Consider the following 14,779-nt stretch of genomic DNA (forward strand, 5'->3'; position numbering starts at 1 on the left):
GCGTCCAGCCCCTTAACATAAAAGGAAGTAAAGAGAGGTTAATAACGATGATTACGACCCGAACCGCCAAACAATGTGGACAAGCAGACTACGGATGGCTACAGGCCCGCTATACCTTCTCCTTTGGACACTATTTCGACCCTACACTGCTGGGCTACGCGTCGTTGCGCGTACTGAACCAGGAAGTGCTGGCGCCGGGCGCCTCTTTTCAGCCTCGAACTTATCCAAAGGTGGATATTTTAAACCTGATTCTGGACGGCGAAGCGGAATACCGCGACAGCGACGGCAACCATGTACAGGCTAAAGCGGGCGAAGCGTTACTGCTCGCCGCGCAGCCGGGCATTAGCTACAGCGAACATAATCTCAGCAAAGTTAAGCCGTTAACCCGAATGCAACTGTGGCTTGACGCCTGTCCTGAACGGGAAAACGCGCTGGTACAAAAAATCCCACTCCTGGCGGCGCAACAACAGCTTCTTGCCTCGCCCGACGGTGAGCAAAACAGCTTACAACTGCGCCAACAGGTCTGGGTACATCATATTACGCTGGAGAAAGGCGAATCGCTTAATTTCCAGCTTCACGGGCCGCGCGCCTATTTGCAGTCGATTCACGGTACGTTCCACGCGCTGACGCACAACGAAGAACGCGAGGCGTTAACCTGCGGGGATGGCGCATTTATTCGTGATGAACCTAACATTACGCTGGTTGCCGATACGCCGCTGCGCGCATTACTGGTAGATTTACCGGTGTAGTCAGCCAGAAAAGGAGTCACAAGATGAGCAAAAAATCGGCGAAGAAACGTCAGCCCGTGGTAAAACCTGCCGTACAGGAGGCGATGAGCGCCACTGTGCCGCTGGGCTATGAAGAGATGCTAACCGAACTGGAAGCCATCGTGGCGGACGCCGAAGCCCGGCTGGCAGAAGAAGAGGCCGCAGCCTGAAATCATGCCGGATGGCGGCGCAAGCGCCCGATCCGGCTTAGAACAGGTAGACCCGATAAGCGCAGCGCCATCGGGCAACACGCTGCCCCGACGTCATGCCGGGGCGTTATTATTAATGCGCTTTACTGGCCATAATCTCGATGATCTGCTTGTCTGTCTGCTGCATTGAGCGACACGCCAGCGAACACAAATTCGAAATAGATTGTTCGACATTGTGCGCCACAATCCCTTCGTTTCCGGTCACCGCCGTATCATCCAACGCCATCAGTACGGCTTTCCACGCCGCCGACGCGCTGGTAGAGACTTTCATCGCACAGCTATTCGACGCGCCATCGCAAATCATCCCGCTGACATCGCCGATCATACTGCTGATAGCCATTGCGATAGTGTCATAACGACCATCTATCAGCCACGCCATACCCGCCGCCGCGCCCATCGCCGCCGTAGTTGCCGCGCACAGCGCCGACAAACGCGGAAGCTGATGGTGAATATAGATAGCGCTCAAATGCGATAACATTAGCGCGCGCGCCAGGCGCTCGTCATCGGCACCGACATGTTCAGCAACCACCATGACTGGCACCGTGGCGGTAATCCCCTGGTTGCCGGAGCCGGAGTTGCTCATCGCGGGCAACGTGGCGCCGCCCATTCTGGCGTCTGACGCCGCGCTGGTACGGATCAAAATCGCCGTGGAGAGATCTTTCGCCAGCAGACCGCGATCGCACTGTTTGGCCAGCGTCGAACCGATATGCAGCCCCCAGGAACCACGCAGTCCCTCCTGCGACAACGCGCCGTTTAGCCTGGCCGCATCGAGAATAAAGCGGATAGCGTCAAAGGGCACCGCATTCACAAACGCCAGGATCTCTTCCAGCGAGGTATGAGACAGCACTCCCAGTGGCGAGGTTTTTTCTTCTTCCTGCGCATTATCGGCCTGGGTAAATACCACGCCCTTGTCGGTTTCTATCCGCACAATGTTTGTATGATCGCCGACGATCGTGACACATGCCCAGCTATCGCCGCGATAAACTTTCGCCCGTGAAAACAGGATGTCGTTACATGGCTCCTGCAACATCACTGCGACATGTCCGGCGGCCAGCATCGCTTTTGCATCGGCAACGGCTTTAGCGGAAGCGTCTTTTAACACCTCCAACCCGGCTTTCGCATCACCGCCCAACGCGCCAAGCGCCGCGGCGATCGGTAGCCCTACCATTCCCGTTCCTGGAACGGTAACGCCCATACCATTTTTCATCAGATTAGGCGAAACCCACGCGTCAATGCGTTCAACTGTGCCGTCAAGTTCAGCCGCCGCCGCCGCTGCCGCCAGCGCCAGTGAAATTGGCTCAGTACACCCCAGCGCCGGTTTTACTTCTTCCTGTACGGCCAGGATAAAACTTTGCCACAATGGATTTATTTTAGATTCAAACATAACAACAACCTTAATCTCAGGTATATCAAGAGAATGCTAGGAACGGAGAAACGCATAGCAGCAGACCGGTAATAATAATCAGGTACAACGAAGCGCCTTTATATTTGTGCAATGCGGGAACCTTGTAGACCAACCATGCCGGAATTAAACAGCCCACCATACCGAAGATAGGGCTACAAATAGAGGTGAAGCTCAGTACCGGCGCGTTGAGCACAATGGCGCTCCAGGCCAGCAAAATAGCGAAAATCATAATGCCGCGCTGTACCAGATTTTCCTTAATCTTCTCGGCGGGCATTTTGCGGCGCAGGATATTCATCACAATGCCTTGCGTCGCTTCGCGGAATCCTAAGTAAACGCCAAAGAAGGCGGTCATGACGGCAAAGATGTTCAGAATTACGCTAACCACTTTGACCCAGCCAGCGCCATCGCCACTAATAAACTGCGCGGCGATCGCCAGGGCGGAAATATTCTGCTCGTAGGCTTTCACCGCTTCGTCATGCCCCATCGCCAGGGTGAAGGAAACCGCATAGAAAAATACGGTAACGAACAGGACGCCAAACGCGATATTCATGGCGCGCAACGCTTTATGACGTGCGACCTCAATAGATTTTTCGCGTGAACGGTAAGAGATCACCATTGGGCTTAACGTCTGGATAAATAAAATCGAGGTCAGCGTAAATGGCAGGGTAATAATGGCGTTTTTAATCAGCAGGGCCATCGGCGGCAGCGCGCCAATGTTATACAGATGCCACATACCCACCATGGAGACGCCCAGCGCCGCTACTACCAGTAGCTTGGTCAGCACCATGCCGGTGGAAATTTTGAACAGTAATTTTTCACCGCGTGAGGAAATCGCCACCAGGATGCAGATCAGCACCAGACCATAAAACGGACTATCGGAAAGTAATCCTTCCGTTACGCCGAAAGTATGCAGATAAGAGGCGCTGTCGTTAGTAATCGCCGTAGAATAGACGAACATCCAGATGACGAGCATTACAAAGTACAGCGCGCCTAATAAAATACCCCAGTTTTTGCCCAGATAGCCGCTGATCACGCTGGGGTAGTCTTTACATTCCGGGGATTCCGCCAGCGTATTAATAAACAGCCGCTGGAACAGGTACATGGCCGGATAGCCAATAATAGAAGAGAGTAAAAAGACCCAAAGTCCCATCAGGCCAACCTGGACAGGAAGAAAAACGATTCCTGCGCCGATCGCCATCCCGATACTCATAATGACCCAACCGGTGTCGGTACTATCAAATTTGATGGCTTCACGCCATTCGCTTTCTGTCATCCCTGCCCGACGCGCCGGGGCTGATGCGTCGAGGATTACGCTGGTATTACTAGCCGATTCCATAAAATTCTCGCTCAATGTGTAGGTAGAGGTTTTTTTTATTTTTCGTGCCGCAGCAAGGCGATATGCAGAACGTGAGGTGCAGGTACTTTCTTGTAATAAGAAAATCATACGCGCACGATAAGAGAAAAACTTACCAATAAAACACCTGCATTTCTTGTGGGTTAAGAATTCTTTTCTATTTACTATTGGTTTAATGTTGTTATTTTCTCTATTTGACGCACATCACAACAAAAAAGGGCGCACATTGGTGCGCCCTTTTCTCAGCTTCTGTCTTCTGCGTTATCCCATAGCCTACTCACTCTGCGCCTGTCGGGCCTATCCACAAACGACTTTAATCGCCAGACCGCCGCGCGACGTCTCGCGATATTTGTCGTTCATGTCTTTACCCGTTTCGTACATGGTTTCGATCACTTTATCGAGCGAAACCCGCGGCTCAGAGGTACGGCGTAGCGCCATTCGCGCCGCATTTACCGCTTTAACGGCGTTAATCGCATTACGTTCAATACAAGGGATTTGCACCTGACCCGCCACCGGGTCACAGGTGAGGCCAAGGTTATGCTCCATCGCAATTTCCGCCGCAATACAGACCTGCGCCGGGCTACCGCCCAGCAGTTCTGTCAGCCCCGCCGCCGCCATCGAACACGCGACGCCAACCTCGCCCTGACACCCCACTTCCGCGCCGGATATCGAGGCGTTCATCTTGTACAGCATGCCAATCGCCCCCGCCGACAACAGATAACGGGCGATAGAGTTGGCATTGACCGGACGACGGAATTTGTCGTAATAGGCCAGCACCGCAGGAATAATGCCGCACGCGCCGTTGGTCGGCGCGGTGACCACTCGCCCGCCCGCCGCGTTCTCTTCGCTCACGGCCAGGGCGAACATGTTAATCCAGTCGATGACGTTCATTGGATCGCGGGAGAGATTATCGCTGGAGACCAGCAGACGCCGTAACGCTACCGCGCGGCGTGGAACGTTCAGCGGCCCCGGCAGCACGCCCTCAGTATTCATGCCACGTTCAATTCCGGTCTCCATCACCTGCCAGATGCGGGCAAAGCCAGCGTCAATCTGCTCTTTGCTCCGCAACGCCAGTTCATTTTGCATCATCAGGCCGGAAACCGAGAGCCCCTGTCTTTCACACAGCGTCAACAGTTCGCTGGCGGAATGAAAATCATACGGCACCGATTTTTCTACGTCGTGCGACTGACCAAAACGCTCCTCTTCGACAATAAAGCCGCCGCCAATAGAGTAATACGTTTTGTGTAAAAGCGGCGTTTGCCCGTGCCAGGCGGTAATTCGCATACCGTTTTCATGGCGCGCCAGGGTTTCAGCGTGAAAGAGAATACTGTCGGCGACGGGAAAATCCACCACATGCGCGCCACCCGCCACCGATAAACGGCTGCTGCGGGCAACCTCCTGGATAAACGCCGGAATGCTATCAATATTGACATCCTGCGGCGTATTGCCCGCCAGGCCCATAATGATGGCGGTATCGGTCGCGTGGCCTTTGCCCGTCAGCGATAGCGATCCGTAAAGATCAACCGTGATGCGAGTCGTTCGCGGCAGGTCGCCGCTGTCGATCAGCCGATCGATAAAACATTTTCCTGCATTCATTGGCCCTACGGTATGGGAGCTTGAAGGTCCAATGCCAATCTTAAAAATATCAAATGCGCTAATCATATCTCCCCCTAAGATTACCGTTCAGTGAAGATCCGTCGCGGGGCGATCCACACGATCGCCCCGTTCACGTTACATCGCCTGAGTAAAGGTGCGCGAAATAACGTCCTGTTGCTGCTCACGAGTCAGCGCATTGAAGCGCACGGCATAGCCGGAAACGCGGATCGTCAGGTTCGGGTAGTTTTCCGGATGTTCAATCGCATCCAGCAACATTTCACGGTTCATGACATTGACGTTCAGATGCTGCCCGCCTTCTACCTGTGCTTCATGATGGAAATAGCCGTCCAGCAGGCCGACAAGATTGGTTTTCCGCACCGCATCTTCTTTCCCGAGCGCCGCAGGCACAATCGAGAAGGTGTACGAAATACCGTCTTTGGCGTAGGTAAACGGCAGTTTCGCCACCGACGTCAGCGAGGCTACCGCCCCTTTGCGGTCACGACCATGCATCGGGTTCGCCCCCGGCGCGAATGGCGTTCCGGCGCGGCGTCCATCCGGCGTATTGCCGGTCTTCTGCCCGTACACGACGTTCGAGGTGATGGTCAAAATGGACTGCGTCGGCACCGCATTGCGATACGTCGGCAACACACTAATTTTTTGCATAAAGCGTTTCACCAGGTCGCAGGCGATGCTGTCCACGCGCTCATCGTTGTTGCCGTACTGCGGATACTCGCCTTCAATAGCGAAGTCGATGGCAAGGCCGTTTTCGTCGCGGATCGGCTTCACCTGAGCGTACCTGATGGCGGACAGGGAATCCGCCGCCACCGACAGTCCGGCGATGCCGCACGCCATCGTCCGATACACATCACGGTCGTGCAGCGCCATCAGCGAAGCTTCATAGCTGTACTTATCGTGCATGTAGTGAATGATGTTCAGCGCGCTAATGTACTGCACCGCCAGCCAGTCCATAAAATGGTCGAGGCTCTCCATTACTGCGTCGTAATCCAACACCTCATCCGTTAACGGCGCGGTTTTCGGCCCAACCTGGATTTTCAGTTTCTCGTCAACGCCGCCATTGATAGCGTACAGCAACGTTTTGGCAAGGTTGGCGCGCGCGCCGAAGAACTGCATCTGCTTACCGATGACCATCGGGCTGACGCAACAAGCGATGGCGTAATCGTCGCTGTTAAAGTCGGTACGCATTAAATCGTCGTTTTCATACTGCAAAGATGAGGTCACGATGGAGACCTGCGCAGCATATTTTTTGAATGCCACCGGCAACGCTTCTGACCACAGTATGGTCAGGTTCGGCTCCGGCGCTGGCCCCATCGTGTGCAGGGTATGCAGATAACGGAAGGAGTTCTTCGTCACCAGCGTGCGGCCATCAAGCCCCATCCCGCCAATAACTTCGGTGGCCCAGATCGGATCGCCGGAAAAGAGCGAGTCAAATTCCGGCGTGCGCAGGAAGCGCACCATGCGGATCTTCATGATGAAATGGTCGATCAGTTCCTGCGCCTGCTGCTCTGTCAGAAGGCCCGCGTTGAAATCGCGCTCAATGTAGATATCAAGGAACGAGGCGGTTCTTCCCAGCGACATTGCACCGCCATTTTGCGATTTTACCGCCGCCAGATAAGCGAAGTAGAGCCACTGTACCGCTTCCTGCGCGTTCCGCGCCGGGCGGGAGATATCATAGCCGTATTTCGCCGCCATCTCTTGCATTTGCAGCAGCGCGCGACGGTGCTCCGCCAACTCCTCACGCAGGCGAATCGTCGCCTCAAGATTCTGTCCCCGCTCCAGATTCGACTGCAGGTCGGCGAATTGCAGCTCGCGTTCGCGCACCAGATAACGGATGCCATACAGCGCGACGCGGCGATAATCGCCAATAATGCGCCCGCGACCATAACCATCCGGCAAACCGGTTAATACGCCGGATTTACGGCAGCGCAGCATATCCGGCGAGTAAACATTGAATACGCCCTGATTATGGGTTTTCCGCAGGTCGGTAAAGGTATATTCAAAATCGGCGTCCATTTCGCGGCCATAAGCGTGGAATGAACTTTTGATCATGTTAACGCCGCCAAACGGATGCAAAGCGCGTTTAAGCGGCTTATCCGTTTGTAAACCGACGATTTTTTCCAGATCTTTTTCAATATATCCCGCATCGTGCGCGGTAATCGTCGTCGCGATGTTGGTATCGAAATCCACCGGCGCATGGGTCGCGTTCTCGATACGTATTCCCGCCATCACCTTTTCCCACAACGCCGTGGTCGCTGGCGTCGCGTCGGCGAGAAAAGATTCATCCCCCTCATAGGGCGTATAGTTATGCTGAATAAAATCACGGACATTAATTTCTTCTTTCCAGTCCGTACCTTTAAAATCACGCCATGCTTCGGCATACAGCATATCGCTGGTATCGATATTTACCTTCATGAAAAATAATCTCTCTACAGAACAGCCGTTAAGTTATGCAAATTCCACTGGTGCTTTCACGTTGCCTAAATGAATGGCATCAAGGGCAATCATTTTCTCTTCATTCGTGGGAATAACAGCGCAAATAACCTGAGAAGGGTTAGCGGAAATAATGCGCTCGCCGTGAGAATTCAGCTGCTTATTCATTTCAACGTCTAACGTAAGCCCCAGTACGCCCAAATGTTCAATCACCAACTGGCGAATTAATACTGAATTTTCACCAATACCGCCGGTAAAAATAATGCCATCCAGCCGATGTAACGATGCCGCGTGTCCGGCAATATGACGGGCGATACGGTGGACAAATGTTTTTATCGCTAACCGGGCGCGCTCATGTCCTTCGTGCCAGGCTTTTTCCAGGACTCTAAGGTCGGATGACAACCCGGAGATGCCGAGCAAACCGGACTCTTTATTCACCACTCGCTCCAGATCGCTCAACGTCTGCCCGGTTTCTTTGGCTATCCACGCCATCGCGCCGAAATCAACGTCGCCGCTGCGAGTGCCCATCATCAGCCCCTCAAGCGGCGTCATCCCCATTGAGGTATCCACGCTCTGACCATTGCGTACCGCGCAGATAGACGCCCCATTGCCCAGATGCGCGACAATCAGACCCGAGTTTTTTTCATCGAGATCGAGTAGTTCATACGCGCGCCGCGAAACATAGCGATGCGACGTACCGTGAAAGCCGTAGCGACGCACACCCAGGCTGGAAAAATACTCCCACGGCAATCCGTACAAATAGGCTTCCGGCGCCAGCGTCTGGTGGAAACTGGTATCAAATACCGCCACCTGACGCACGGCCGGGAAAAGGTGCCGCGCCGCGTCAATGCCGCTTAAATTAGCGTAATTATGCAGCGGCGCCAAAGGTGATACCCGACGAATATTATCGATAATCTCATCGGTAATAATGACGGACTGTGTAAATAGCTCTCCACCGTGCGCGATACGGTGACCAATTAATGCCACGCTATCCGTTAAATCACGTTTTTCCAGCTCAAAGGCAATGGCTTTTAACGCGTCCTCATAATTAGAGTGCGCGAGGTGTATCGGCTTACCGCCATTAATAGATAAAAAGGCGTTTTCAGTATTCATTCCATCTGCTATTCCCGCCATTAAAACATCACAGGTAGCGACATCCAGTACAGAGAATTTGATAGAAGATGAGCCGCAATTAATGACCAGAACGACCGGAAATTCATTCATGTAGTGCCTCCGTCGATGTCAGCCTGCGTCCGCGCCCTGGGGCGGAACGCAGGCTAAACGTGAGGATTAGAACAATTTGTAGACAATATTCAGGATGGTCAGCAGACCAATCAGGGTGACGAACACGTTATCCAGACGACCACGGTACTTCGCCAGCGACGGCGCTTTACGAATGGCGTACATCGGCAGCAGGCATAACAGCGAGGCGATAATCGGCGCGCCCATCGCTTCAATCAGGTCCAGAATGTTCGGGTTTGCGTAAGCTACGACCCAGGTAGACCCCATAATGAAGATCATGCTGATGGTGTTAAGCTTGCCCATAGAGACTTTGGTTTTATCGCCTTTATAACCGAATTTCAGCACCAGGCCGTTCAGCCCTTCCAGCGTCCCCAGGTAGTGACCGAAGAAAGATTTGAAAATAGCAACCAGCGCGATGATAGACGCGCCATACTCCAGCACCGTTGCAAAAGTAGATTTTGTCCCCGACAAAGAGGCGAAATGGTTGGCCAGGTAGGAAAGTACCGGAATGTTCTGCGCTTTCGCATCCGCCATGTTCTGCGGAGAGAGCGTAAACAGGCAGCTAAAGGCGAAGAACATCACCACGGCGACCATCAGCATACTGGCGCGCGAGATGATCTGTGAACATTTCCGCTCGGTAAATTCGCGACCAAACTCTTTCTCATACTCTTCACGCTTAGACACCACGAAGGAAGAGACGATGGGCGAAAAGTTAAAGGAGAACACCATGATAGAGATGCCCAGCCACACCGTAACCAGTATGCCATCATGCCCGGTCAGCGCGATATTACTGAGATCAACCTGATCGATAACCGCCGAGTTCCAGTAAGGAATCAGCGATAATGAGATTAGCACCAGACTGGCGATAAACGGCCATACCAGGTAACTCATCACCTTAACCATCAGATCTTTACCAAACCAGATCACAAAGGCCATCAGCAGCAGCAAGAACAGCGCCACGAAACCGCGATTCAACGCTGGCATCTGCAACTGGTTTTCCCAAAACGTCATGAACGTATTAGTAATGGTGACGCCATAAATCCACAGCAGCGGACAAATCGCAAAGAAGTAAAGGAACGTGATAACTACCCCGCCCGTTTTACCAAAGTGCTCTTCGACCGTTTCCGTAATATTGCCGGACGGATTAGATCCGGATAAACACAGACGCGCCAGCGCCCGGTGACAATAGAACGCAATGGGGTAAGCTAAAACCAGCATCAGCAGAATGGGGATAAGCCCGCCAAACCCGGCGCGGATAGGGAAAAACAGCACCCCGGCGCCAATGGCGGTACCAAATAAACCCAGCGTCCACGTCGTGTCCGATTTACGCCATGACGACTGTTTTGCCTGGCTGGATACAATGCTATCAGTAGTACTCATATCCTATCCTCACGAAAAGATTAAGCGTCAACTAAACCCGTAATTTGTGATACACGAGAAAGATCGATATTGCCGCCAGAAATAATACTGACCGTTTTTCTGTTCTGAATATGGCTATCTAATTTCCCGCTTAATAGTGCAGCGCAGGCCAGAGCGCCAGCGCCTTCAGTAATAACCTTATTGCGCTGAATTAAAGCGATCATGCTGTTACGAATTTCATCTTCGCTAACCAGGACAATGTCATCGACTAATTCACGAACGATTTCATAGGTTAAATTACCCGGGCGGGAGACATCACAACCATCCGCCAGGGTGCCGGTCGTTCGGTGCGTGGTTATTTCGCCAGCGTAATAAGACGCCGCCATACCGTGAACATTTTCGGCCTGTACGCCGATAACTTTAATGGTCGGGTTAATCGATTTAATCGCAATGGCAATACCTGCAATTAAACCGCCGCCGCCAATAGGCACGATGACATTATCGACATCGTACAGATCTTCCATAATTTCCAGACCAATAGTGCCCTGTCCGGCAATGACTTTTGGATCGTCGTAAGGCGGAATAAAAATGCGGCCTTCGGTTTCGACAATTTCACTCACCTTAGCAATGGTGTCATTGAAGTTGTCACCGTGGAGCACCACTTCCGCCGAATAATCACAGGTGGCCGCCACTTTTGACTTTGGCGCGCCCTTCGGCATCACGACTTTGCCGTCAATACCCAGCATTGCGCAAGAAAGAGAAACGCCCTGTGCATGATTACCTGCGGAACAGGCCACGACGCCTTTACGTTTTTCCGCCTCCGTTAACGAGCTAAGTTTGTTAAAAGCGCCACGAATTTTAAATGAACCCGTACGCTGCATATTTTCAAACTTGAGAAATATTTCGCCTTTGCAACGTTCACTAAAATAGTTAGAGCGAGGCATTCCCGTTTTATATATCTTCCCCGCCAGTCTTTTTTTCGCTTCGAGGATATCTTCAATTGCAACCGGGAGATCGTATGTAATGTGCATTATAACCTCTTAACCTGGGTATTAAAAATAAGTTACCGTTGCCCACTGTTCAAAAGAAACAGGTGACGTCAATTTCGCTAAATATGTTTATTCCATATCATTCAATTTCTATTAACTGCCTGCGTCTGCATCCATTATATGATGAATATTGTTTAGCCAATTCTACTAATACTGAAGCGGCTTTTTTGATACGATAATTTTTAGACCATACCGCCGCATAACGTGCAACGGGTAATGTGTCTTTGATTGGTATCGTGATAAATTGATTAGAGCCAAAAGGCGTGGTCATATCGCAGGGAATAACAGTTAAGAAATCAGCATTGAGAACAAGATTATATATTGTGACGACGGAATCTGTTTTAACAATGTTTTCGATGCTGATGCCATTTCGTTGTAGAGTGGTGAGTAATTCGCTGTAGTAGCCCATATTCGTTTGCGGCAACACCCACTGTTCGTCTTTTAACGATTCCAGTGTGATGGTGCCGGTGCATGTTCGGGACTTGCTGGCTACCAGGACAAACTCTGATTCAAACAGCGGCTCGACATGCAGATCCTGTAGCTGCATTTCATTACTGAGCGTACCGATAGCAAAGTCCAGCCGCCCGTCGCGCAGGGCCGGCAGGAATGAAGAGAGCTGGGCTTCGTACATGGATACTTGCGCTTTTGGAAAGACCTCTTTGAACTTATGAATCATATCGGACATGAAGGTAAAGCCAATCAGCGAAGGAAAGCCAAACGAGACGTCGACAACGGTATTGCACGTCATACTGTTCATCTCGTTGATCATGTTTTTCATTTCGCGGGTGATAGATTCAGACCAGGAAAGCAGTACCTGTCCCGCTTCGGTCAACGTAACGCCGGTATTTTTGCGTACAATTAGCTCAACGCCAAAATAGGCCTCAACATCGCTAATGATTTTACTGACGGCGGGCTGGGTTAACCCTAACGATTTTGCGGCAGAACCGATAGAACCACTTCTAATGACTTCCTGAAAGACCACCAAATGCTGTGTTTTAGGGAGAACAAGAGTATTCATATCTACCGCTCTGAAATAACATTGTGAACGGCAGGAAGTGTAGCAAATTAAATCTTAAAGGTTATGTGCGACCACTCACAAATTAACTTGCCGCAATTTTTACATGGTCTCTATTAAATAAATAAAACCTATTATTTCAATAAGTTGCAAAAATAAAGCAGTAACTTAGTCTGATTTCAATCAAAAAACAGGGTCGGGATAACGATATATTATGGCGATAACCAGTCTATTTTACCTCCTATTTTCGACATCCTATGAAGACGATATTTCAATCAATTACGGGACATTTTATCGACAATTCCAGCGTTAAATTTAAAGCGTAATTTCTCAAATTTAAGTATAAACCGGAGGTAAATGCGCTTAAAAACCGTTACGCGTCACATTTTTTTACCTTATTTGTTTGTAAAGAAACATTTAATAAAATTTTAACCAAAATATTTCATACATTTAATTTTCATTTACAACAAATAATTTACACCGCTTTCTTGCTGTTTTTCAGGATGTAATTTTGTGAAAGAAATCGATTGCTTTTCACTTCAACTAAAAAGAGCGCAGTCTATAGCGTTTTGTGTTTCTCATCACAAAAACGAATAATATTATGTCACCACGGCTGTCAATTAATTGCCGGATAGTGACGCTGGCGTCTTCTGCAACCTCTATCCCCTTCACCGGCCTGATAAGCAAAAACCCGCCAGCTTACACTGACGGGTTTTATGAAGAGGTGAAACTGACCGATAAGCCGGGTTCTGTCGTGGACAGTCATTCATCTAGGCCAGCAATCGCTCACTGGCTCAAGCAGCCTACCCGGGTTCAGTACGGGCCGTACCTTATGAACCCCTATTTGGCCTTGCTCCGGGTGGAGTTTACCGTGCCACGGACTGTTACCAGCCGCGCGGTGCGCTCTTACCGCACCCTTTCACCCTTACCTGATCCCACTTGCGTGGGCCATCGGCGGTTTGCTCTCTGTTGCACTGGTCGTGGGTTTCCCCCCCAGGCGTTACCTGGCACCCTGCCCTATGGAGCCCGGACTTTCCTCCCCTCCGCCCGTCTCCCCGAAAGGACGACGACGAAGCGGCGACTGTCTGGTCAGCTTCGGCGCGAAGTATAGAGGGTTCGCGCGACTTTGTCACCCTGCGCTGCGCATTCCTATCGCCAGAGCGGCAGCAACATTTCTGGATGCCCGATAAATATTGTCAAAAGCGCCCCGAAAAGCCTCCTCCAGCGTCACGATGCGCGTGAGTACGCTAAAGACAGCGTCGATGCCATAGTGATGCACTATCCCTACATCGTGCGTCAGGCTGCCGGCAATGCCAATCACTGGCTTATGATATTTTTTCGCCACATTCGCGACGCCAATCGGCACTTTACCGCGAATACTTTGGCTATCAATCCGCCCTTCTCCCGTCACCACCAGCGTACAGTCGTGGATATGCTCCTCCAGGTTCAGTGCCGCCGTGACAATTTCGATCCCGCTGCGTAATTCCGCACCGAGAAAAGCCATTAACGCCGCCCCCATACCGCCTGCCGCGCCTGCGCCGGGCGCCGCCTTTACGTCGATATTCAGCGATTTTTTTATGATGTCGGCATAGTGAGCAAGATTTCTGTCCAGCTCAACAATGTTCTCTTCGGTCGCGCCTTTCTGCGGCCCAAAAATTCGTGATGCGCCGTTGTCGCCGATCAGAGGATTAGAGACATCGCAAGCGACACGAATAGCGCAGAGTTTTAAACGGGGATCGAGCTCTGAAATATCAATGTCGCTTAGACAATGAAGGCTTCCGCCACCGTAACCGATATCCGCGCCGTTTGCATCGCGCAGTTTTGCGCCTAACGCCTGCATCATCCCCGCGCCGCCATCATTTGTCGCGCTGCCGCCAATGCCGATAATGATATTGCTTGCGCCGCTTTCCAGCGCCTGCAATATCAGCTCCCCCGTTCCCCGCGAGGTAGTAATCAAAGGGTTGCGTTTTTCTGGCGGAACCAGCGCCAGTCCGCTGGCCGCCGCCATTTCAATAAACGCGGTTTTACCATCCCCGGACATTCCCCAGCAGGCTTTCACTTTTTCACCCAACGGCCCGGTCACCCATGCGGCGCGTTCAACGCCCTGCGTCGCGGCAATCATGGCTTCGACCGTTCCTTCGCCGCCATCGGCAACCGGAACAGAGACATATTGCGCATCGGGGAAAATTTCCCGAAATCCTTTTTCTATCGCCTGCGCTACCTCGGCGGCAGAAAGGCTTTCTTTGTAGGAGTCGGGGGCAATTACGATTTTCATAGTGGTAGCCTGTTACTGCACAACGCCGGATGGCGTTTCACTTATCCAGCCTGAAATTCA

11 protein-coding genes and 1 other RNA gene are annotated in these 14,779 nt (G+C 51.6%); 2 read left to right on the forward strand and 10 right to left on the reverse strand.

Annotated elements, in window-relative coordinates; all coding sequences use genetic code 11:
* Window positions 1–47: 47 nt before the first annotated feature.
* Window positions 48–749 (forward strand): pirin family protein, encoded by a 702-nt coding sequence (locus ACLJRE_RS02720; protein ID WP_000633548.1) that lies wholly within the window; start codon window positions 48–50, stop codon window positions 747–749.
* A gap of 23 nt (window positions 750–772) precedes the next feature.
* The gene (locus tag ACLJRE_RS02725; RefSeq protein ID WP_000039326.1) at window positions 773–937 is read left to right on the forward strand and encodes a hypothetical protein; all 165 of its coding nucleotides are present in this window, start codon (window positions 773–775) and stop codon (window positions 935–937) included.
* A 112-nt stretch (window positions 938–1,049) separates the two neighbouring features.
* On the opposite strand, the gene ACLJRE_RS02730 is transcribed toward ACLJRE_RS02725, so the two are convergent.
* The 10 genes from ACLJRE_RS02730 to garK all read right to left on the reverse strand — a co-directional run bounded on the left by ACLJRE_RS02730 (window position 1,050) and on the right by garK (window position 14,719).
* The gene (locus tag ACLJRE_RS02730) at window positions 1,050–2,360 is read right to left on the reverse strand and encodes a serine dehydratase subunit alpha family protein (protein ID WP_023212274.1); all 1,311 of its coding nucleotides are present in this window, start codon (window positions 2,358–2,360) and stop codon (window positions 1,050–1,052) included.
* A gap of 25 nt (window positions 2,361–2,385) precedes the next feature.
* On the reverse strand, window positions 2,386–3,717 hold the full coding sequence (locus ACLJRE_RS02735) for an amino acid permease (protein ID WP_000443189.1): 1,332 nt from the start codon (window positions 3,715–3,717) through the stop codon (window positions 2,386–2,388).
* A gap of 315 nt (window positions 3,718–4,032) precedes the next feature.
* Window positions 4,033–5,397, reverse strand: a complete 1,365-nt coding sequence (gene tdcG / locus ACLJRE_RS02740; RefSeq protein WP_000622073.1) for an L-serine ammonia-lyase — start codon at window positions 5,395–5,397, stop codon at window positions 4,033–4,035.
* 69 nt (window positions 5,398–5,466) lie between these two features.
* Window positions 5,467–7,761: a formate C-acetyltransferase gene (gene pflB / locus ACLJRE_RS02745; RefSeq protein WP_410957305.1), complete on the reverse strand. Its 2,295-nt coding sequence runs from the start codon at window positions 7,759–7,761 to the stop codon at window positions 5,467–5,469.
* Window positions 7,762–7,794: 33 nt separating this feature from the next.
* The gene (gene tdcD, locus ACLJRE_RS02750; RefSeq protein WP_001001862.1) at window positions 7,795–9,003 is read right to left on the reverse strand and encodes a propionate kinase; all 1,209 of its coding nucleotides are present in this window, start codon (window positions 9,001–9,003) and stop codon (window positions 7,795–7,797) included.
* A 66-nt stretch (window positions 9,004–9,069) separates the two neighbouring features.
* Window positions 9,070–10,401: a threonine/serine transporter TdcC gene (gene tdcC / locus ACLJRE_RS02755; RefSeq protein ID WP_000108129.1), complete on the reverse strand. Its 1,332-nt coding sequence runs from the start codon at window positions 10,399–10,401 to the stop codon at window positions 9,070–9,072.
* Window positions 10,402–10,421: 20 nt separating this feature from the next.
* Complete coding sequence (tdcB, locus tag ACLJRE_RS02760) at window positions 10,422–11,411, reverse strand: bifunctional threonine ammonia-lyase/L-serine ammonia-lyase TdcB (protein WP_000548368.1); 990 nt, start codon at window positions 11,409–11,411, stop codon at window positions 10,422–10,424.
* Window positions 11,412–11,508: 97 nt separating this feature from the next.
* Window positions 11,509–12,447 (reverse strand): transcriptional regulator TdcA, encoded by a 939-nt coding sequence (gene tdcA, locus ACLJRE_RS02765; RefSeq protein WP_001094907.1) that lies wholly within the window; start codon window positions 12,445–12,447, stop codon window positions 11,509–11,511.
* A 719-nt stretch (window positions 12,448–13,166) separates the two neighbouring features.
* Window positions 13,167–13,541, reverse strand: an RNA gene (rnpB, locus tag ACLJRE_RS02770) — RNase P RNA component class A.
* 32 nt (window positions 13,542–13,573) lie between these two features.
* Window positions 13,574–14,719 carry a glycerate 2-kinase gene (garK, locus tag ACLJRE_RS02775; protein ID WP_000706456.1) on the reverse strand — a complete coding sequence of 382 codons (1,146 nt, stop codon included), beginning with the start codon at window positions 14,717–14,719 and terminating at the stop codon, window positions 13,574–13,576.
* Window positions 14,720–14,779 lie beyond the last annotated feature (60 nt).

It is taken from the genome of Salmonella sp. SAL04157, assembly GCF_046551635.1.
Lineage (GTDB): Bacteria > Pseudomonadota > Gammaproteobacteria > Enterobacterales > Enterobacteriaceae > Salmonella > Salmonella enterica.